The sequence below is a fragment of the Streptomyces sindenensis genome, from assembly GCF_014649035.1.
Classification (GTDB): Bacteria; Actinomycetota; Actinomycetes; order Streptomycetales; family Streptomycetaceae; genus Streptomyces; species Streptomyces sindenensis.
In genome coordinates this window covers 67,096-86,966 of record NZ_BMSG01000014.1, presented here as the reverse complement: position 1 = coordinate 86,966, position 19,871 = coordinate 67,096, and the positions used below count along the sequence as shown (strand labels likewise).

Annotated in this window: 16 protein-coding genes and 1 tRNA gene; 15 read left to right on the top strand and 2 right to left on the bottom strand. The window is 70.7% G+C overall.

Going from position 1 to position 19,871, the window contains the following annotated elements; all coding sequences use genetic code 11:
• Positions 1 to 44: 44 nt before the first annotated feature.
• Positions 45 to 1,385 (bottom strand): UDP-N-acetylglucosamine 1-carboxyvinyltransferase, encoded by a 1,341-nt coding sequence (gene murA, locus IE145_RS17430; protein WP_006124927.1) that lies wholly within the window; start codon positions 1,383 to 1,385, stop codon positions 45 to 47.
• 287 nt (positions 1,386 to 1,672) lie between these two features.
• Between murA and IE145_RS17425 the strand changes: the two genes are divergently transcribed.
• From IE145_RS17425 to IE145_RS17360, 14 genes are all read left to right on the top strand, one after another.
• On the top strand, positions 1,673 to 2,233 hold the full coding sequence (locus IE145_RS17425) for a YqgE/AlgH family protein (RefSeq protein WP_189525950.1): 561 nt from the start codon (positions 1,673 to 1,675) through the stop codon (positions 2,231 to 2,233).
• Between the two features lie 30 nt (positions 2,234 to 2,263).
• Positions 2,264 to 2,560 (top strand): DUF3039 domain-containing protein, encoded by a 297-nt coding sequence (locus IE145_RS17420; protein WP_006124925.1) that lies wholly within the window; start codon positions 2,264 to 2,266, stop codon positions 2,558 to 2,560.
• A gap of 241 nt (positions 2,561 to 2,801) precedes the next feature.
• Positions 2,802 to 4,106, top strand: a complete 1,305-nt coding sequence (locus tag IE145_RS17415) for an extracellular solute-binding protein (protein ID WP_189525949.1) — start codon at positions 2,802 to 2,804, stop codon at positions 4,104 to 4,106.
• Positions 4,107 to 4,108: 2 nt separating this feature from the next.
• Positions 4,109 to 5,095, top strand: coding sequence for a carbohydrate ABC transporter permease (locus IE145_RS17410; RefSeq protein WP_189525948.1), 987 nt, complete (start codon positions 4,109 to 4,111; stop codon positions 5,093 to 5,095).
• Positions 5,092 to 5,940, top strand: a complete 849-nt coding sequence (locus IE145_RS17405; RefSeq protein ID WP_189525947.1) for a carbohydrate ABC transporter permease — start codon at positions 5,092 to 5,094, stop codon at positions 5,938 to 5,940. Before IE145_RS17410 ends, IE145_RS17405 begins: the two co-directional genes overlap by 4 nt.
• A 4-nt stretch (positions 5,941 to 5,944) precedes the next feature.
• The gene (locus IE145_RS17400) at positions 5,945 to 7,654 is read left to right on the top strand and encodes a beta-N-acetylhexosaminidase (protein WP_189525946.1); all 1,710 of its coding nucleotides are present in this window, start codon (positions 5,945 to 5,947) and stop codon (positions 7,652 to 7,654) included.
• A gap of 333 nt (positions 7,655 to 7,987) precedes the next feature.
• The gene (locus IE145_RS17395; protein ID WP_189525945.1) at positions 7,988 to 8,884 is read left to right on the top strand and encodes an FAD binding domain-containing protein; all 897 of its coding nucleotides are present in this window, start codon (positions 7,988 to 7,990) and stop codon (positions 8,882 to 8,884) included.
• Positions 8,881 to 10,611: a (2Fe-2S)-binding protein gene (locus tag IE145_RS17390; protein WP_189525944.1), complete on the top strand. Its 1,731-nt coding sequence runs from the start codon at positions 8,881 to 8,883 to the stop codon at positions 10,609 to 10,611. The genes IE145_RS17395 and IE145_RS17390 overlap by 4 nt, the downstream gene beginning before the upstream one ends.
• A gap of 76 nt (positions 10,612 to 10,687) precedes the next feature.
• Entirely contained in the window at positions 10,688 to 13,051 is a 2,364-nt protein-coding gene (locus IE145_RS17385; protein ID WP_189525943.1) for a xanthine dehydrogenase family protein molybdopterin-binding subunit, read from the top strand.
• Positions 13,052 to 13,345: 294 nt separating this feature from the next.
• Positions 13,346 to 13,774 (top strand): hypothetical protein, encoded by a 429-nt coding sequence (locus tag IE145_RS17380; protein ID WP_189525942.1) that lies wholly within the window; start codon positions 13,346 to 13,348, stop codon positions 13,772 to 13,774.
• Positions 13,775 to 13,793: 19 nt separating this feature from the next.
• Positions 13,794 to 16,136 carry a hypothetical protein gene (locus tag IE145_RS17375; protein WP_189525941.1) on the top strand — a complete coding sequence of 781 codons (2,343 nt, stop codon included), beginning with the start codon at positions 13,794 to 13,796 and terminating at the stop codon, positions 16,134 to 16,136.
• Positions 16,137 to 16,168: 32 nt separating this feature from the next.
• A complete protein-coding gene (locus IE145_RS17370) occupies positions 16,169 to 16,852 on the top strand; it encodes a hypothetical protein (RefSeq protein WP_189525940.1) in 684 nt (227 codons plus the stop codon).
• A gap of 95 nt (positions 16,853 to 16,947) precedes the next feature.
• Entirely contained in the window at positions 16,948 to 17,169 is a 222-nt protein-coding gene (locus IE145_RS17365; protein WP_189525939.1) for a hypothetical protein, read from the top strand.
• Positions 17,170 to 17,222: 53 nt separating this feature from the next.
• Positions 17,223 to 17,996, top strand: a complete 774-nt coding sequence (locus IE145_RS17360) for a hypothetical protein (RefSeq protein ID WP_189525938.1) — start codon at positions 17,223 to 17,225, stop codon at positions 17,994 to 17,996.
• A gap of 74 nt (positions 17,997 to 18,070) precedes the next feature.
• Here IE145_RS17360 and IE145_RS17355 read toward each other — a convergent pair.
• Positions 18,071 to 18,145: transfer RNA gene (locus tag IE145_RS17355), tRNA-Cys, on the bottom strand.
• Positions 18,146 to 18,345: 200 nt separating this feature from the next.
• Here IE145_RS17355 and IE145_RS17350 point away from each other — a divergent pair.
• A complete protein-coding gene (locus IE145_RS17350; protein WP_189525937.1) occupies positions 18,346 to 19,851 on the top strand; it encodes an MFS transporter in 1,506 nt (501 codons plus the stop codon).
• Positions 19,852 to 19,871 lie beyond the last annotated feature (20 nt).

Genomic DNA, 19,871 nt, shown 5'->3' with positions numbered 1-19,871 from the left:
GGGCGCCGGGTGCGCAGTGCTGTGTGCGGCAGCACTGAGCGGGGTCAGACCAGGGAACCGCCCGGCAGCTCCACCTTCGCGCCGAGCTTCTCCAGCTTCTCCATGAAGTTCTCGTAGCCGCGGTTGATCAGGTCGATGCCGTGCACCCGGGAGGTGCCCTGCGCCGCCAGCGCCGCGATCAGGTACGAGAAGCCGCCCCGGAGGTCCGGGATGACCAGGTCCGCGCCCTGCAGCTTGGTCGGCCCGGAGACGACCGCCGAGTGCAGGAAGTTGCGCTGGCCGAAGCGGCAGTCGGAGCCGCCCAGGCACTCGCGGTAGAGCTGGATGTGCGCGCCCATCTGGTTGAGCGCGGAGGTGAAGCCGAGCCGCGACTCGTACACCGTCTCGTGCACGATGGAGAGCCCGGCCGCCTGCGTCAGGGCCACCACCAGGGGCTGCTGCCAGTCGGTCTGGAAGCCGGGGTGCACGTCCGTCTCCAGCGCGATGGCGTTGAGCGCGCCGCCCGGGTGCCAGAAGCGAATGCCCTCGTCGTCGATCTCGAAGGCGCCGCCGACCTTGCGGTAGGTGTTCAGGAAGGTCATCATCGAGCGCTGCTGGGCGCCGCGCACATAGATGTTGCCCTCGGTCGCCAGCGCCGCCGACGCCCAGGAGGCCGCCTCCAGGCGGTCCGGGATCGCCCGGTGGGTGTATCCGTCGAGCTTGTCGACACCGGTGATCCGGATGGTCCGGTCGGTGTCCATGGAGATGATCGCGCCCATCTTCTGCAGTACGCAGATGAGGTCCTCGATCTCCGGCTCGACGGCCGCGTTCGACAGCTCGGTGACGCCCTCGGCGAGGACGGCGGTGAGCAGCACCTGCTCGGTGGAGCCCACCGAGGGGTACGGCAGCCGGATCTTGGTGCCGCGCAGCCGCTGCGGGGCCTCCAGGTACTGGCCGTCGGCCCGCTTCTCGATGGTCGCGCCGAACTGGCGCAGCACCTCGAAGTGGAAGTCGATCGGCCGGCCGCCGATGTCGCAGCCGCCCAGCCCCGGGATGAAGGCGTGGCCGAGACGGTGCAGCAGGGGGCCGCAGAAGAGGATCGGGATGCGCGACGAACCCGCGTGGGCATCGATGTCGGCGACGTTGGCCGACTCCACGTGCGAGGGGTCGAGGATCAGTTCGCCCGGCTCGTCGCCGGGGCGGACGGTGACGCCGTGCAGCTGGAGGAGTCCCCGGACCACCCGCACGTCACGGATGTCGGGAACGTTGCGGAGGCGGCTGGGCCCGCTGCCGAGCAGCGCGGCGACCATGGCCTTCGGCACCAGGTTCTTGGCGCCTCGGACGCGGATCTCGCCCTCCAGCGGGGTGCCGCCGTGGACAAGCAGGACATCGTCTGTGCCGGTCATGTATCTCGCGTTCCGGAGTGGTCGGGCAGGGGGCCAACGAAAAGGGTAATGGCCTCCTACCCCCCTTCCGTAAGGCGAAGGGGGGTGTACGAACGTCATGAATCCGCCACAACACCCTCTGCGCACCCGATCTTGCGGAGGGTTACCGTCCGGATGGCCCACAGCGTCCCCGCCGGACGATGCGCTCCCCGTGCCTCCGTGCGCCCTGAGCTGCGCTCGCTCTCCTGAGGGCGGCATCACGGGTACTCGCCTCCCGAGAAGGGCGAAGATGCGGGATCATTCGTGCCATGACCGAGGTGTCCTCGCTCACAGGGCGACTGCTCGTGGCCGCACCCGCCCTCACGGACCCGAATTTCGACCGCGCGGTGGTGCTGCTCCTCGACCACGACGAGGAGGGCTCCCTCGGCGTGGTCCTCAACCGGCCGACCCCGGTCGGCGTCGGCGACATCCTCGCGTCCTGGGCCGCCCTGACCGGCGAGCCGGACGTGGTCTTCCAGGGCGGTCCGGTCTCGCTCGACTCCGCGCTCGGCGTGGCCGTGATCCCCGGCGACGAGGGCCCGCTCGGCTGGCGGCGGGTGCACGGGGCGATCGGCCTGGTCGATCTGGAGACCCCGCCGGAGCTGCTCGGCCCCGCCCTCGGCTCGCTGCGGATCTTCGCCGGGTACGCGGGCTGGGGCCCCGGTCAACTGGAGGGCGAGCTGACCGAGGGCGCGTGGTACGTGGTCGAGTCCGAGCCCGGCGACGTCTCCTCCCCGCGCCCGGAGCGGCTCTGGCGTGCGGTGCTCCGCCGCCAGCGCAGCGAGCTCGCGATGATCGCCACGTATCCGGACGACCCTTCACTCAACTGATCCCCGCCTCTTTCAGTACCCTTGGCGGTTATGAGCACTCTTGAGCCCGATCGCGGGGCAGGTACGGGGACCCTCGTCGAGCCGACACCGCAGGTGTCGAGGGGCGACGGCGACCACGAGCGCTACGCCCATTACGTCCAGAAGGACAAGATCATGGCGAGCGCCCTGGAGGGCACTCCCGTGGTCGCGCTGTGCGGAAAGGTCTGGGTGCCGGGGCGCGATCCCAAGAAGTACCCGGTCTGTCCCATGTGCAAGGAGATCTACGAGTCCATGGGCGCCGGCGGCGACAAGGACAAGGGCAAGGGCGGCGGCAAGGACAAGAAGTAGGTCCGGCTCCCGCACTCGCTGAAAGGCCCCCGGGGCGTGCGACACCGCACGCCCCGGGGGCCTTCCGCATGCCCGCTCACGGAGGGTGACGGTTCGGTCGCGTTGCACGGGCTGCGTCCGCTGGTCACAGAGTGGTCGAGACCACTTGTCGTCACCGGAACGCGGGCCTACTCTCCTGCCAGTTGTGCAGAACGAAACGCACGTTGCACATGATGCAACGCTTGACCGGTAGGGGTTCCGGATGAAGCTTTCTGCCCGAATTGCCGCCCCCGTCGCGGCGCTTGTGCTGGCCGGCCTCACCGCCACCGCCTGTGCGCCGCAGACCTCCGACACGAGTGCGAAGGGTGACGACAAGAGCGGCACGCTCCGTGTCTGGCTCTTCCAGGAGGTCGGCAACAAGCCCAAGGAGAAGGTCGTCGACGCGGCCGTCGCCGAATTCGAGAAGGCCCACGAGGGCGCGAAGGTCGAGATCGAGTACATACCCGTCGACACCCGCGCGCAGCGCATCAAGGCCGCGTTCAACGACCCCAAAAGCGCCCCGGACCTCATCGAGTACGGCAACAGCGACACCGCCGGATACGTCAAGGACGGCGGACTCGCCGACATCACCGAGGAGTTCGGCGCCTGGGACGAGGCCAGGGACACCGACCCGATCGCCAAGCAGTCCGTCACCGTGGACGGCAAGGTCTACGGCGCGCCCTTCTTCGTCGGCGTCCGGGCGCTCTACTACCGCACCGACGTCTTCAAGGACCTCGGCATCGATCCCCCCAAGTCCCAGGACGAGCTGATCTCCACCGCCAAGAAGATCCGCAAGGCCAAGCCCGACCTCTACGGCCTCGCGGTCGGCGGCGCGTACACCTACGGCGCGATGCCCTTCATCTGGGCCAACGGCGGCGAACTCGCGGGCGAGACCGACGGCACGTACAAGTCCGGCATCAACAGCGAGAAGTCCCGCAAGGGCATCGAGGCGTACACCTCCCTCTTCGGCGACGACAACTGCCCGGCCGCCAAGTGCGCCTCCATGGGCGGCAACGCCACCGTGACCGCCTTCGCCTCCGGCAAGGCCGCCATGGCGATCGGCGGCGACTTCAGCCACGCGGCCGTCGAGGCGGGCGCCGTCAAGGGCAAGTACGCCGTGGTGCCGCTGCCCGGCGTCGCGGAGAACTCCATCGCCCCGGCCTTCGCGGGCGGCAACAACCTCGGCGTCCTCAAGAGCAGTTCGCACCGCACCCTCGCCGTCGGCCTGATGAAGTCGCTGTCCGGCAAGAAGACCCAGGCCCAGATGTTCGACGCGATGGGCTTCCTGCCCACCTACACCGACGTCCGGGACAACGCCGCGAAGAAGGAGCCCTTCGTCGCCCCGTTCGTCCAGACCCTCGGCGCGGGCGCCAAGTTCGTCCCCGCCTCGCCCGCCTGGGGCCAGATCGACGCCTCGCTGGTGCTGCCGACGATGTTCCAGGAGATCGTCTCCGGCCGTAAGGACGTGGCGAAGGCCTCGGACGACGCGGCGAAGAAGATGGACGCGGCCTTCACCGAAGCCGGCTGACGATGACCACGCACACCTCACCGCTCAAGGCCGCGCCCGCGGGCGCGGCCGGGGCGGGCGGCGCCACTCCGGCCGCCCGCCCGCCCCGGCGCGGCCGGTCCGTCTCCCCCAGGGGGCACTCCGGCTGGACGCCCTGGCTCTACCTCCTGCCGGCCCTCGTCCTGCTCGCCGGCCTGCTGGTCTACCCGATCTACCAGCTCGGCCTGATCTCGTTCCTCGAATACACCCAGGCCCAGGTCAGCGGCGGCGAACCCACCACCTTCCAGGGCTTCGGCAACTACGCGACCCTCTTCAACGACAGCCAGTTCTGGCAGGTCCTCCTCGCCACCGTGCTCTTCGCCGCGGCCTGCGTGATCTCCACCCTGGCCGTCGGCTGCGCGCTCGCCGTCCTGCTCACCCGCATCCGCGCCCTGCCCCGGCTGGCGCTGATGATGGCCGCGCTCGGCGCCTGGGCGACCCCCGCGATCACCGGCTCCACCGTCTGGGTCTTTCTCTTCGACCCCGACTTCGGACCGGTCAACAAGGTGCTCGGGCTCGGCGACTTCTCCTGGACGTACGGCCGTTACAGCGCCTTCGCGCTCGTCCTCCTCGAAGTCCTGTGGTGCTCGTTCCCGTTCGTGATGGTCACCGTGTACGCGGGCATCCGGGCGATCCCCACCGAGGTGCTGGAGGCCGCCTCGCTGGACGGCGCGTCGCAGTGGCGGATCTGGCGCACCATCATGGCGCCGATGCTCAAGCCCATCCTGATCGTCGTCACCATCCAGTCGATCATCTGGGACTTCAAGGTCTTCACCCAGATCTACGTCATGACCAACGGCGGCGGTATCGCCGGCCAGAACCTGGTGCTCAACGTGTACGCGTACCAGAAGGCGTTCGCTTCCTCGCAGTACAGCCTCGGATCGGCGATCGGTGTCGTGATGCTGGTGATCCTGCTGGCCGTCACGCTGGTCTATCTGCGCCTGGTGCGGCGCCAGGGGGAGGAACTGTGAGCGCACGCACGCTTCTGGGCGTCAAGCGCCCCGGCCGGCTGATGGCCGAGGCCGCCGCCCTGCTCATCGCCGTCGCGGTCGCCTTCCCGCTGTACTGGATGGTGCTCTCCGCCTTCAAACCGGCCGGGGAGATCCAGTCCACCGAGGCCCGCCCCTGGACGCTGGCCCCCTCGCTCGACTCGTTCCGCCGGGTCTTCGAACAGCAGGACTTCGGCCGCTACTTCCTCAACAGCCTGCTGGTGGCGGGCACGGTCGTCATCCTCTCCGCGCTGGTCGCCTTCCTGGCCGCCACCGCCGTGACCCGCTTCCGCTTCAGGTTCCGCACCACGCTGCTGATCATGTTCCTGGTGGCGCAGATGGTGCCGGTGGAGGCGCTGACCATCCCGCTGTTCTTCCTGATGCGGGACTTCGGCCAGCTGAACACGCTCGGCTCGCTGATCCTGCCGCACCTCGCCTTCTCGCTGCCGTTCGCCATCTGGATGCTGCGCGGCTTCGTCAAGGCCGTCCCCGAGGCCCTGGAGGAGGCCGCCTGCATCGACGGCGCCAGCCGCACCCGCTTCCTGTGGCAGATCCTCTTCCCGCTGGTCTTCCCCGGCCTGGTCGCCACGAGCGTCTTCTCCTTCATCACCACCTGGAACGACTTCCTGTTCGCGAAGTCGTTCATCATCAGCGACACCTCCCAGTCGACGCTGCCGATGGCGCTGCTGGTCTTCTTCAAGCCGGACGAGAACGACTGGGGAGGGATCATGGCAGCCTCGACCGTGATGACCATCCCCGTCCTGGTCTTCTTCGTACTCGTACAGCGACGCCTCGTCTCCGGACTGGGCGGAGCGGTTAAGGACTGACGTCATGACACCCGAGAACTCCCCCTCCCCGGGCGCCGTGGACGCCGCCGCCCTCGGTCTGATCCCGGCCCCGCGCACCCTGACCGCGGCCCCCGCCGGGCCCTACCCGCTCGGCTACACGACCCCGCTGACCGCCGCACCGGGCACCGAGGGCGTCGCCCGCTGGCTGCGCGCCACGCTCGGCCCGCCCACCGGACTGCCCCTGCCCGAGGGCGACGGCACCGGCACGGGCGCGGGCGACGGCTCCGGAACCGGCTCGACCGGCCAGGGCATCGTGCTGGCCCTCGACGAGTCGCTCGCCCCCGAGGGCTACCGCCTGGCCGTCGAGGCGAACGCCGTACGCGTCACGGGCGGTACGGCGGCGGGCGTCTTCCGGGGCGCGCAGACCCTCCGTCAGCTCCTCGGCCCCGACGCCTTCCGCCGCGCCCCCCTCACCCGCGGCCGCACCTGGAAGGTCCCGCCGGTCGTCGTCGAGGACGAACCCCGCTTCGGCTGGCGCGGCATGATGCTCGACGTCTCCCGGCACTTCCTGCCCAAGGACGACGTCCTGCGCTACCTGGACCTGCTCGCCGCCCACAAGCTGAACGTCTTCCACTTCCACCTCACCGACGACCAGGGGTGGCGTATCGAGATCAAGCGCTACCCCCGCCTCACCGAGGCCGGCTCCTGGCGCTCGCGCACCAAATACGGCCACCGGGCCTCCGAGCTGTGGGACGAGACCCCCTACGGCGGCTTCTACACCCAGGACGACATCCGCGAGATCGTCTCCTACGCCGCCGAGCGGCATATCCGGGTCGTCCCCGAGATCGACATCCCGGGCCACTCCCAGGCCGCGATCAGCGCCTACCCCGAGCTGGGCAACACCGACGTCGTCGACACCGCCGCCCTCACCGTCTGGGACACCTGGGGCGTCAGCCCGAACGTCCTCGCCCCCACCGACACCACCCTGCGCTTCTTCGAGGGCGTCCTGGAGGAGGTGCTGGAGCTCTTCCCCGCCGCGACCTCGCCCTTCGTCCACATGGGCGGCGACGAGTGCCCCAAGGACCAGTGGAAGGAGTCCCCGCTCGCCCAGGCCCGGATCGCCGAACTCGGCGTGAAGGACGAGGACGGCCTCCAGTCCTGGTTCATCCGGCACTTCGACGCCTGGCTCACCGCCCGGGGCCGCCGCCTCATCGGCTGGGACGAGATCCTGGAGGGCGGCCTCGCCGAAGGGGCCGCGGTCTCCTCCTGGCGCGGCTACGGCGGGGGCATCGCGGCCGCCGAGGCCGGGCACGACGTCGTCATGTGCCCCGAGCAGCAGGTGTACCTGGACCACCGTCAGGACGGCGGCCCCGACGAGCCGATGCCCATCGGGTACGTACGGACCCTCCAGGACGTCTACCGCTTCGAGCCCGTCCCGCCGGGCCTGAGCGAGGAGGCGGCCCGTCACATCCTGGGCACCCAGGCCAACGTGTGGACCGAGGTCATGCAGAACCGGGACCGCGTCGACTACCAGGTCTTCCCGCGCCTCGCCGCCTTCGCCGAGGTCGCCTGGTCCGCCCTGCCCGCCCCGGCCGACCGGGACTTCGACGCCTTCGACGCCCGGATGGCCGTCCACTACGCCCGCCTCGACGCCCTCGGTGTCGACTACCGCCCGCCTGGCGGCCCGTACCCCCGCCAGCAGCGCCCCGGAGTCCTCGGCTTCCCGCGGGAGGGGGAGCCTCCGGTGGTGTGACCCGCGCACCGGCCCCGTCGGCCGCAGCCGTCCTCCGGGGTGCCTTTCGGGGCGCCCCCACCGGGACCGCTGCGGCCGACGCGCGTCCGGGAACGGATCCGGGGCGCGAACCGTATAAGTCGTACAAGCCTCGCTGAAGAGTGGCAATTCACCTTCCCCGCCGAAGACATGCGAAACCGGAACATCTTGCAGGTCAGGGACGGATCCACCCTTCGCGGACCCTCGCGCCGGACCGATCGGAAGATGTGCCAGAGTTGCCACGTCCGGGCTGTGAACACGTACCGTACGGCGGAACAGGCCAGAGCGCCGGGACACCGGGAAGGGGCAGCTGGGTTGACCACGCACGCACCGCAGGCGACGCAGTCGGTGACGCTGCCGGCCTCGTTGGACGAGGCCGTGGCGGCTCTCGGCGCCATGCCCGCAGCCGTTCCGGTTGCCGGGGGCACGGACCTGATGGCAGCCGTCAACAAGGGGCTGCTGCGCCCCTCCGGCCTGGTCGGCCTCGGCCGGATCAGCGAGCTGCGCGGCTGGCACTACCAGGACGGACACGCCCTCCTGGGCGCCGGACTCACCCACGCCCGGATGGGCCGCCCGGACTTCGCCGCCCTCATCCCCGCCCTCGCGGCCTCCGCCCGCGCCGCCGGCCCGCCCCAGATCCGCAACGCGGGCACGCTCGGCGGCAACATCGTCACCTCCGCGCCCACCGGCGACTCCCTGCCGGTGCTGGCCGCCCTGGAGGCCGAGCTCGTCATCGCGTGCCCCGACGGCGCCCGCCGCGAGATCCCCGTCTCGCACCTGCTGGCGGGTCGCGAACTGCTGGAGCCCGCGGAGCTGATCGGCTTCGTCCGCGTACCGCTGCTGCACGCCCCGCAGGTGTTCCTGAAGGCCACAGGCCGCACCGGTCCCGGCCGCGCCACCGCCTCCGTCGCGATCGTCCTGGACCCGGCCCGCCGGGGCGTGCGCTGCGCGGTCGGCGCCATCGCCCCGATGCCGCTGCGCCCGCTGGAGGCGGAGCAGTGGATCGCCTCGCTGATCGACTGGGACGGCGAGCGGGGCCTGGCCCCCGACGCGCTGGCCGCCTTCGGCGACTACGTCGCCGCGGCCTGCATCCCGGACCACGCACCACCGGCCGACGGATCAGAGGCCCCGCCGCTGTCCCCGGCCGTCCTGCACCTGCGGCGCACGGTCGCCGCGCTCGCCCGACGCGCACTGGGGAGGGCACTGTCGTGAGCACTGAGGAAAACCCCCACCCGCAGCACGGGCAGGGCGACTCCGAGGGCCCGGACCCGCGGTACGGCGGCTGGGAGCCGACCCCGCAGGGCGACGGCTTCGACGCCGACGCCACCGCGGCCGACGCCACCGCCTTCGTCCACCTCCCGCCGGAGGACCTGGCGAACATCCCGCTGGCCGCGCCGGGCCAGGGGTACGTCCCGCCGATGATCGTGCCGCTGACCCCGGCCGCCGGTCTGGACCCGGCGGCGACGGGCAGCTGGGTCATCCAGACGCAGACACAGCAGGCGCAGGCCGAGCAGCGCGCCCAGGAGGCGGCGGCAGCGCACGAGGCCGCCGCGCAGGAGACCGGCGCGGTCCACTGGCCGGACCCCAACCAGCAGGGCGGGGTGCCCGGCGGCTACCAGGGCCCGTACGAGGGCACCTCGCACGCCACGGCCCAGTGGAACTTCACCGAGGCCCTGGGAGAGACGGCATCGGCGGCCCCGGAAGCGGCACAGGCGACCGGGGGGGCCCCGACCTCGGCCCCCTCAGCCCCCACGGCCCACTCCGCCCCCACGGGTCACTCCGGCCATACGGGTCAGTGGACGATCCCGGTCGCGGACGGGGATCTCCCGGACGAATCGGGCGAGTTCCTGGCGTCGGCGCACACTCCGCAGTGGTACGCGGACAGCGCCCGCCCGGCGACGCTGCCCGGCGGCGCGCCCGCCCCCTGGGCGACACCGGAACCGGAGGCCCCTCCCGTACCGGAGGCCCAGCCCGTACCGGAGGCCCCTCCCGTACCGGAGGCCCAGCCCGTACCGGAGGCGGAGGCCCCGGTGGCGGCGCCCGAAGCCCGGGGGACCGTATCCGAGGAGGGCGAAGCGGAGACGCTCCCGGCGGCGCAAGCGGAACAGCACGCGGACGCGGACGCGGAGCCGGAACCGGAGGCGGAGGCCCCCTCACTCCCCGACACCGCCCCCGCCGCTGCCGCCGACGCCCCCCTCGCCCCCACCGACGAGGCCCCCGCCCCCCTCGACGAGGCTTCCGTCCTCCCCGAGGAGCCCCTGGCCCTGCCCGAGGAGACCCTGGCCCTGCCCGAGGAGACCCTGGCCCTCCCCGAGGAGCCCCTGGCCCTCCCCGACGTACCGAGCGAGCACCCCGCCGCGTCGTACCTGCTCCACGTGAACGGCGTGGACCGCCCGGTCAGCGACGCCTGGATCGGCGAGTCCCTGCTCTACGTGCTCCGCGAGCGCCTGGGCCTGGCCGGGGCCAAGGACGGCTGCTCGCAGGGCGAGTGCGGCGCGTGCAACGTCCAGGTCGACGGCCGGCTGGTCGCCTCGTGCCTGGTGCCCGCGGCCACGGCGGCGGGCAGCGAGGTGCGTACGGTCGAGGGTCTGGCCGTCGACGGCGAACCGTCCGACGTCCAGCGCGCCCTGTCCGCCTGCGGAGCCGTCCAGTGCGGCTTCTGCATCCCCGGCATGGCGATGACCGTCCACGACCTGCTGGAGGGCAACCACGCCCCCACCGAGCTGGAGACCCGGCAGGCGCTCTGCGGCAACCTCTGCCGCTGTTCCGGCTACCGGGGCGTGCTCGACGCGGTGGCGGACGTCGTCGCGGCCCGCGAGGCGAACGCCGAGGCGGCGGCCACGGCGGACCCGGACGAGGCGCGCATCCCGCACCAGGCCGAGCCGGGCGCCGGCGGCGTGCAGCAGGGCCCCCACCCGCACGAGGGAGAGGCGCTGTGAGGCACGCCCGCGGCCCCGCCGTCCAGCAGCGGCACACGCATCACCGGCAGCACCACGGGATCGACAAGGAGGCGGCGTGAGCAGCGACGCGGCCACCGCGGCCAACGCGACCAGCACCAGCCTGCCCAGGATCGACGCGCTGAGCGGCGGTCCCGGCGGCGGCTCGGACCAGGACCTGGAGCAGCCCCGGACGGGCCTCGGGGCATCGCTCCCGGCCGCAGACGCCCGGGCGAAGACCGAGGGCACCTTCCCGTACGCCGCCGACCTCTGGGCCGAGGGCCTGCTGTGGGCGGCCGTGCTGCGCTCCCCGCACCCGCACGCGCGGATCCTGTCCATCGACACCTCGGGCGCCGAGGAGATGCCCGGGGTGCGGGCCGTCGTCACGCACGAGGACGTGCCGGGGGAGAGCAACTACGGCCGCCATGTGGTGGACCGCCCGGTGTTCGCCTCCGACCTGGTCCGCCACCACGGCGAGCCCATCGCCGCGGTCGCCGCGGACCACCCGGACACGGCTCGGCTGGCCGCCGCCGCCATCGCCGTGCGGTACGAGGTGCTGGAGCCGGTCACGGACCCGGAGAAGGCGTTCGAGGCGGAGCCGCTGCACCCCGACGGCAACCTGATCCGCCACATCCCGCTGCGCTACGGCGACGCGGAGGCGACGGGCGAGGTCGTCGTCGAGGGCCTCTACCGCATCGGCCGCCAGGACCCGGCCCCGATCGGCGCGGAGGCCGGCCTCGCCGTGCCGAGGCCCGACGGCGGCGTGGAGATCTACACCTCCTCCACCGACCCGCACACCGACCGCGATCTGATCGCGGCCTGCTTCGGCCTGGAGCCGGACCGGGTCAAGGTCGTCGTGACCGGGGTGCCGGGCGCGACGGGCGACCGCGAGGACCCGGGCTTCCAGATCCCGCTGGGCCTGCTGGCGCTGCGCACCGGCTGCCCGGTGAAGCTGGCCGCGAGCCGCGAGGAGTCCTTCCTCGGCCACACCCACCGCCACCCCACCCTCCTGCGCTACCGCCACCACGCGGACGCGGAGGGCCGGCTGGTGAAGGTGGAGGCCCAGATCCTCCTGGACGCGGGCGCGTACGCCGACGCCTCCTCCGAATCCCTGGCCGCCGCGGTGGCGTTCGCCTGCGGCCCGTACGTCGTCCCGCACGCCTTCATCGAGGGCTGGGCGGTCCGGACGAACAACCCGCCCTCCGGTCATGTGCGCGGCGAGGGCGCGATGCAGGTCTGCGCGGCGTACGAGGGCCAGATGGACAAGCTGGCCGCCAAGCTGGGCATCGACCCGGCCGAACTGCGCCTGCGCAACACGCTCTCCACGGGCGACATCCTGCCCACGGGCCAGACGGTGACCTGCCCGGCCCCGGTCGCCGAACTGCTCCAGGCGGTACGCGACTTCCCGCTCCCCGCCCTCCCCAAGGACGCCCCGGAGGACGACTGGCTGCTGCCGGGCGGCCCCGAGGGCGCGGGGGAGCCGGGGGCGGTGCGCCGCGGCGTCGGCTACGGAGTCGGCATGGTCCACATGCTCGGCGCCGAGGGCACGGACGAGGTCTCGACGGCCACGGTCCGGGTCCACGACGGGGTGGCCACGGTGATCTGCGCGGCGGTGGAGACGGGCCAGGGCTTCACGACCCTCGCCCGCCAGATCGTCCAGGAGGTCCTGGGCGTCGAAGAGGTCCACGTGGCGGCGGTCGACACCGACCAGCCCCCCGCCGGCCCCGCCACCCACGGCCGCCACACCTGGGTGTCGGGCGGTGCGGTGGAGCGCGCGGCGAAGATGGTCCGCACCCAGCTCCTCCAGCCGCTGGCCCACAAGTTCGGCATGTCCACGGAGCTGCTCCAGATCGCCGACGGCAAGATCACCTCGTACGACGGGGTGCTCTCCACCACCGTCATGGAGGCCATGGACGGCAAGGAACTCTGGGCCACCGCCCAGTGCCGCCCCCACCCCACGGAACCGCTGGACGAGGCGGGCCAGGGCGACGCGTTCGTCGGCCTCGCGTTCTGCGCGGTACGGGCGGTGGTCGACGTCGACATCGAGCTGGGCTCGATCCGCGTGGTCGAGATGGCGGTCGCCCAGGACGTGGGCCGCGTCCTCAACCCGTCCCAGCTGGCGATCCGCATCGAGGCGGGCATCACCCAGGGCATCGGCGCGGCCCTCATGGAGAACCTCCGCACCGCGAAGGGCCTGATCCGCCACCCCGACCTGACGGGCTACGCGCTTCCGACGGCGCTGGACGCCCCGGACATCCGCATCGTGAAACTGGTCGAGGAACGCGACGTGGTGGCCCCCTTCGGCGCGAAGCCCGCGTCGGCGGTCCCGGTGGTCACGGCCCCGGCAGCGGTGGCCTCAGCGGTCCGCTCGGCAACGGGCCGCCCGGTCAACCGCCTCCCGATCAGGCCGCAGGCGGCGGTGGCGACGGCACCGAAGGGCTGAGGGTCCTCCGGCGGTCCCGAACGCGCCGACCGCTCCGGCACGAGTGCCGCTCTCGGCAGTCCTGTCCCGCGGTGCTGTCCCGCGGTCCGGGACCGCCGGTGGGCCGACGAGGGCGATGACGCCCAACGGACTGGCAACGGGGATCAGCAAAATGGAAGCCGACATATCCCGACCCGGCTCTTTTTGCTGATATTCGTGGCCGACAAGAGTCCCGGATCCGGCTCATGCGCCCCGTTCCCTTGACGGTACGGTTGCCGCGAAGGCAATCCGCACGGGTGAGACCTGAGGGAATTCGTGACATTCGAGAAGGAATGGGCCGAACTGCGTTCGGCTGCGGCTCAGCGAAGTGCCATGCAGATCAACAGCGCCCCGGCCGAGGGCGGCGGCGGTGCCGGCGCACCGGACCTGGTGGTGAACCGGGACGATCTCGGAGCTATCGGAAATGACGCCTATGAGCTCAGGACGAGACTGTCGAAGGACGGTGACCACGCCCGCCCGGCCACCTTCGACGCGGCGACCGCGCTCACCAATGGCAACTTCGCGAGCGGCTCGGCGGTTCTGAAGGTGCACGACTTCTGGCAGAAGCATCTCAAGACGCTGCTGGATTCCTGCGCGCACATTTCGAACCACCTGGATTACACCAAGGCGCAGCACGCGAAGGATGATGTGAAGATCGGTGGAGATCTGGCGCCGATCTCCAAGCTGTCGGAGTACATGAAGTAGGGCTCGGGGGAGCGCGCACATGCTGAGTTACGAGGACATCGTCGAAGCCCCGCTGGGGAAGCTGAAGGCAGCGGCCGACGACTGGTCGGAAATGGCGACGAAGCTGGACAGGCTCGCCGATCACGCGTCGGACGGGATGAAGGCGAAGGCGAACAAGGCGAGCTGGGAAGGCCTCAACGCAGGAGTCACCAAGGCGTTCGTCGGCAAGACCGTCAAGGAGTTCGCGGACGCCGCCGCCGAGGCCAAGGGCGTGAAGGCGCTGCTCGAAGAGGGGTACGCGGCCTTCAAGAAGGCCAAGGACGACCTCGTCAACATCCGGGACCACGAGGGTCCGGCCGCCGGGATCTCGGTGGACGGTCGGGGAAAGGTCACGGCGCGTTCCCCGATCTCCGAGAACAACGCTGCGCGTCATGATCCCGACTTCGGCAAGTACCTCCAGCAGGAGCGGGAGAACATCGCGTCGTGGCAGAAGAAGATCGACCACATCGTCGAAACCTGCAACGACACCGATGTGACCTTCAAGAACAGCCTTGAGGCCAACGTCACCGACCGCAAGGACTTCAGCGCCCCGAAGTACACCAAGTTCGACCAGGAAGAGGCGGCCCGCGCCGTCGCCCTGGCGTCCAAGGGCCGCGACCTCACGCACGCGGAACTCCAGGCGCTGAACGAACTGCTCCGCGACAACGGCAAGTCGGTGGAGTTCGCGAAGAACTTCTACGAGAAGCTCGGCCCGGAGAAGGCGCTCGCTTTCTTCGGGCAGCTCGCCACGGACACGAACGACTACGCCAAGGTCGACAAGGAGCGCTTGGCGGACGTCCAGGCGCTCCAGCGCAACCTCGGCCTCAACCTGGCCACCGCTTCGCACGACAAGGCGTTCACGGCGGAGTGGGGGCCGGAGCTCCGCAAGATGGGAACCCAGCAGATCCCGTTGTCCAAGTACGACAACAGCGGCGGCCCGTACGGCTACCAGCTGCTCGGCGGCATCATGCGGTACGGGAACTACGACGCGAAGTTCCTCAACCCGATCGCTGAGCACGTGGCGCAGCTGCACCAGCAGGATCCGTACCGGTTCGCCGGTAACAAGCAGGTGAACGGCTTCCTGGAAAACCCGTACAACCCCTCGGGGAAGAACGGGTCCGGCTACGACCCGACCACCGCCATGCTGGAGGCGCTGGGAAACAGTCCGGACGCGGCGAAGAAGTTCTTCACCGATGACCCGACGGCCTACAACGAGGACGGCACGGTCAATCGAGGCGCCACGGCCGACCTCGGCAAGCAGGATGGCGAGGCCATCGACAACTACCTCGATTTCTTCGGAAACGAGAAGTGGGAGTCGTTCCCGGACTCCAACTCCACCGACCCGGACAAGCTGGGACCCACTCTCCAGTACATGCCGGACGCGCTGGGCCATGCCCTGGAGGCGGCGACCCTGGGCTACCCGGCGGGCGAGCCGGACGCGCGTGTGCAGCGGGACGCCGACAATGCCGCGATCATGCAGAAGGTCATGGAGAAGTACGGGGCGGATGCGGGCCTGCTCAAGCACCAGGAGGGCTTGGCGGACAGCATGGGCGTCATGGGCGCGGGATACATCGACGACATCAACTGGGCCCTGGACAAGGGCGACGCGAATAGCGTCTTTGCCCCGACCAAGAATATTGAAGGGCATATCCCCTTCGGTGATGACGGGGACGAGGCCCGTTCGATCGCTCGCCAATTCCTCAGTGCTCTTGGCCAGCACCCCGATGCCTATGCCACTCTTTCCGCGGCTGAGCAGGCGTACACCAGAAGTGCTCTGGAAACACACGTGGGTTCCGACGGAACCATTGACGAGGGTTCCGCACGCACGACCGTCCGGGTCGGTGCAGAGGTGCAGGGCATGCTCGACCAGTCCAGGGCCGATCAGGTCCAGGCGGACAACATGAAGAAGCACGAGGACTACGAGAAGGCGGTGGCCGAACGCGCGGGCTGGGTGGAGTTCGGCGCGGGGGTGGGGATCGCCGCCGGCGTCGCCTTCCTGCCGGCGACTGCTGCGGTGGGTGCGGCCGCCGTGCTGATTCCTCTGGCGACCGACACGGCCAGTGGCGCCGCGGAGCAGGTCATCGGCCAGGTCGTCGGAGATATCTCGGAGAACTCGGTCGACAAGAGCAAGGAGAAGGCGGAGGAGCTCACCAGAGAGGAGTGGAACAGCATCTACCGCTCCGGTGAGTCGATGGCGGAGGCTCCGATGGAGGATTTCCTCGCTCTTCATACGACCAAGGAAGATTCAAAGTTCCGAGAGGATCTGAAGGAATCGATGCTTTTGGGCTACGGGGTCGGCAACGAACGAGAGAATCAGCAGGGTGCGGATCCGGAGACGGGCTGAGGCTGCCCCGGGCTGCAATGAAAGGTATGGGTGTGAACCGGAACGGAAAGACGCTGATCGCCGGCCTGCTCCTGGCCGTCTGTGCTACTGCATGTTCGTCGGACCCGGAGCCTCAGTCGCCGTACGTCAACGCGGCGGAGGTGTGCGACGGGGTGTTCGCCGGTGATCTGGAGAAAACGGTGGAGACCGTGACGGGCGCGACGTCCTTCGAGCGGCGAGCGAGTGGTGGCATGGGCGACGTGATCGAAGAGATCCAGAAGGGGTATGCCTCCGGTCGTAGCTGGTCGCCAAGAGAAGAGCTCTGCGAGATGGCTGCGAAGGGGAGTCGCAGTGGTGAAGAGACGACCTTGGCTTTCCATATATACGCTCCACAGGACGTCAATTACCCAGGGAACCCTGAAGGGACGAAGCGGTTCTCGTTGGGCAAGGAGGCGGTAGCCAACGTCCGCTCGGCCGGCATCTATTTTGAATGCGTCAGCCCCAGACTCGATGGCTCGAAAAATGAGCCGGCGCGTATCTACGGAGGACTGGGCAAAGCGCAGGATCGAGGTGATGCTCTGGAGAACTTGATGGACAACCTTCACGTTGTCCACTCCGCGTCATTGGCGGTGGCCGAGAAACTGGAGTGCGAGGGCAATGCCGGTCTCCCCGAGAAGCTGGACTCGGGGCTGCGCCAACTTCCGCCGGTCAGCCGCTTGGCGGAGACCGACTCCTGATGCCGATGCCGCACAGGAGGGGACGGACGACGGCCATCGCTCGGTGCCGAGAGGGTAAAGGCGGTCGTCAAGGCAACGGGGGCGATGATGTCTCGGTGAGCGACACCCCTGAGACCGATGTACTGGCTGACCGACTCGTACGGGAGGCCAAGGAGCGGCGGGAGTCCGATCTGCCGCTCCCGTTCGATGCCACGGAGGCGAGCCTCGGGACCGAGCTGCGGTGGGAATCGCTCAGGAAGTTCGCCCGGGAGGCCACAGCAGGGATGGAGTGCGCGAAGCCCCCCGCCATTCCCTGGGGGCTTCCCGCGGCCACGTGAATCGGGAGAAGTCCTACCGCTACCGTGGCCGTTGACCAGGGGGAGGTGCCGACGTGATTTCTGAGCCGGAGTTGGTGGGGGAGGACGGGCCGGGCTCGTCCCCGGACGTCGTGAGCGGGTTCGATCAGGAGCAAGGGCCTGTGGCCGGCGGACGGCGGCGGGGGCACGGAGCGCTCTTGGGTGTCGCCGGGGCGCTGACCGCGTCGGCCGTGTGGGCCGCGGCCGTCTTCGGGTACGGGATCGGCGGCGACGGCAAGCCGGACGCGCGTGGCTACCGCGTGGAGTCCGACTCCTGCGCCGGGATGGAGCTGAAGGAGCTCGCCACGGCGCTGGGGGCGCCCCCGGCCGAGCCCGCCACCGAACTGGACGGCATCGAGCACCCCGCCCTCCATCGCATTCGCTGCACCGTCGACTTCACGACAGCGGTGCTCAGGGCGCCGGACGGCGACGAGGGCTCGGGCTGGTCCACCGGCTATCAGGCCTCTCTCACGGCCGAGCTGCACAAGGAGACCGACCCGCGCCCCGAGTTCGAGGCGGGCACCACTCTGACCGAGATCGACGGAACGGGCGTCGACCGGGTGGAGCGCGTACCGGATCTCGGCGACCTGGCGTATCTGCTCGTCATGGAGGACGAATCGATGAGCGTGCGGGTGGTGGACGGCGGTGCCGTCGTGGCGCTCACCCTGGCCTCCTGGATGTCTCCTCCGGACATGGACCAAGGAAGGGCCGGTCCGCCCGACGGGCTGGACCGGCCCGAGATGCTCGCCTACCGGGCCGACCTGATCAGCGACACGCGTGCGGTGATGAAGGCGCTCAAGACCGGCTGACCGACCCGGTGGGCCGCCGTGCAGGGGGAAGCCGAAGTGGCCGCCCCCGTCGTGGGGCGGCCACTTCCCTGCGCTGGAGACCGTGACCGGATTCGAACCGGTGTAACTCGAGTTGCAGTCGAGCCACTGAGCCTCTCGGGCACACGGTCGGGGGTGGTGCGGTGTTCCGCTGTTCCTTGCTGACGACGACGCTACGGGCCGCCGGCTCCCGCCTCAAGGAATCCGGCCGCCGTGCAACGTGACTGCCACACGCCGTTCATAGCCGGGCCCCGGACCTACGACCAAGGGCCGAGCCCGGGACCGTACATCGACAGGGTTCAAACCGACCCATGCCCCTTACGCTGACCTCATGACCGCCCTCGAACCCCGTGACGGCACCGACGCCGTACACCTCGCGCCGCCCGCGACCGACGCCCCCTCCGCGGACCCGCTGTCCGGCCTTCCCGCCGCGGCCGCCGAAGGGGTCCTCGGGCGCACCTACCGGGCGCTGAGCATCGGCATCGTGTCCGTGGTGTTCCTCATCGCGTTCGAGGCCACAGCGGTCGGTACGGCGATGCCCGTCGCCGCCCGCGAGCTGAACGGGATCCCGCTCTACGCCTTCGCCTTCTCCGCGTACTTCACCACCAGCCTCTTCGCCATGGTCCTCTCCGGGCAGTGGGCCGACCGGCGCGGGCCGCTTCAGCCGCTCGCGACCGGGATCACCGCGTTCGGCGTCGGGCTGCTGCTCTCCGGGGCGGCGACGAGCATGTGGGTCTTCATCGCGGGGCGGGCCGTCCAGGGGCTCGGCGGCGGGCTGGTGATCGTCGCGCTGTACGTCGTCATCGGGCGGGCCTACCCCGAGCACATCCGGCCCGCGATCCTGGCCGCGTTCGCCGCGAGCTGGGTGATCCCCTCCGTCGTGGGACCGCTCGCCTCCGGGACGGTGACCGAGCAGCTCGGGTGGCGCTGGGTCTTCGTGGGCATCCCCGTCCTCATCGTGATCCCGCTCGCCCTGGCCCTCCCGGCGATCCGGCGCACGGCCTCCGGACCCGCCGACCCGGCCGCCGCCACCGAGCCGTACGACCGCCGCCGCATCCGGCTCGCCCTCGGGATCTCGGCCGGGGCGGGGCTGCTCCAGTACGCGGGGCAGGAGCTGAACTGGCTCGCCCTCCTGCCCGCCGCCGCCGGCGCCGCCCTGCTCGTGCCCGCCGTGCGCGGACTGCTGCCCACCGGGACCGTGCGGGCCGCGCGCGGGCTGCCCTCGGTGGTCCTGCTGCGCGGGATCGCCGCCGGGTCGTTCATCGCCGCCGAGTCCTTCGTACCGCTGATGCTGGTCACCCAGCGCGGTCTGTCCCCGACGATGGCCGGGCTGTCGCTGGCGGTCGGCGGGGCGACCTGGGCGCTCGGTTCGTTCGTCCAGTCCCGGCCGCGCATGGAGCCGTACCGGGAGCGGCTGATGGTGACCGGCATGCTGCTCGTCGCCGCTTCGATCGCCGTCGCGCCCTCCGTGCTGATCGACGGCGTCCCCGTCTGGATCGTCGCCGTCGCCTGGGCCTTCGGCTGCTTCGGGATGGGCATGGTGATCGCCTCCACCAGCGTCCTGCTCCTGAAGCTGTCGGCCCCCGAGGAGGCGGGCTCCAACTCCGCCGCCCTCCAGATCTCGGACGGGCTCTCCAACGTGCTGCTCCTGGCCTCCGGCGGCGCGGCCTTCGCGGCGCTGGGCGGCGGAGCGGTGGGCGCGGCCGCGCACGGGGCGGTGCAGGCGGGGTCCGCGGGCTCGCACCCGGGGGCGTTCGCGGCCGTGTTCCTGCCGATGGCGGGGGTGGCGCTGGTGGGGGTGTGGGTGGCGACGAGGGTGCTCGTACGGGAGAAGTAGGGACGGTACCGCGATGGCCC

What these genes read in the sequence shown, in the direction of transcription:
- IE145_RS17410 (WP_189525948.1), top strand. Translation starts at nt 4,109, where the DNA reads ATGACCACGCACACCTCACCGCTCAAGGCCGCGCCCGCGGGCGCGGCC.
- IE145_RS17425 (WP_189525950.1), top strand. Translation starts at nt 1,673, where the DNA reads ATGACCGAGGTGTCCTCGCTCACAGGGCGACTGCTCGTGGCCGCACCC.
- murA (WP_006124927.1), bottom strand. Translation starts at nt 1,385, where the DNA reads ATGACCGGCACAGACGATGTCCTGCTTGTCCACGGCGGCACCCCGCTG.
- IE145_RS17420 (WP_006124925.1), top strand. Translation starts at nt 2,264, where the DNA reads ATGAGCACTCTTGAGCCCGATCGCGGGGCAGGTACGGGGACCCTCGTC.
- IE145_RS17375 (WP_189525941.1), top strand. Translation starts at nt 13,794, where the DNA reads ATGCTGAGTTACGAGGACATCGTCGAAGCCCCGCTGGGGAAGCTGAAG.
- IE145_RS17350 (WP_189525937.1), top strand. Translation starts at nt 18,346, where the DNA reads ATGACCGCCCTCGAACCCCGTGACGGCACCGACGCCGTACACCTCGCG.
- IE145_RS17415 (WP_189525949.1), top strand. Translation starts at nt 2,802, where the DNA reads ATGAAGCTTTCTGCCCGAATTGCCGCCCCCGTCGCGGCGCTTGTGCTG.
- IE145_RS17400 (WP_189525946.1), top strand. Translation starts at nt 5,945, where the DNA reads ATGACACCCGAGAACTCCCCCTCCCCGGGCGCCGTGGACGCCGCCGCC.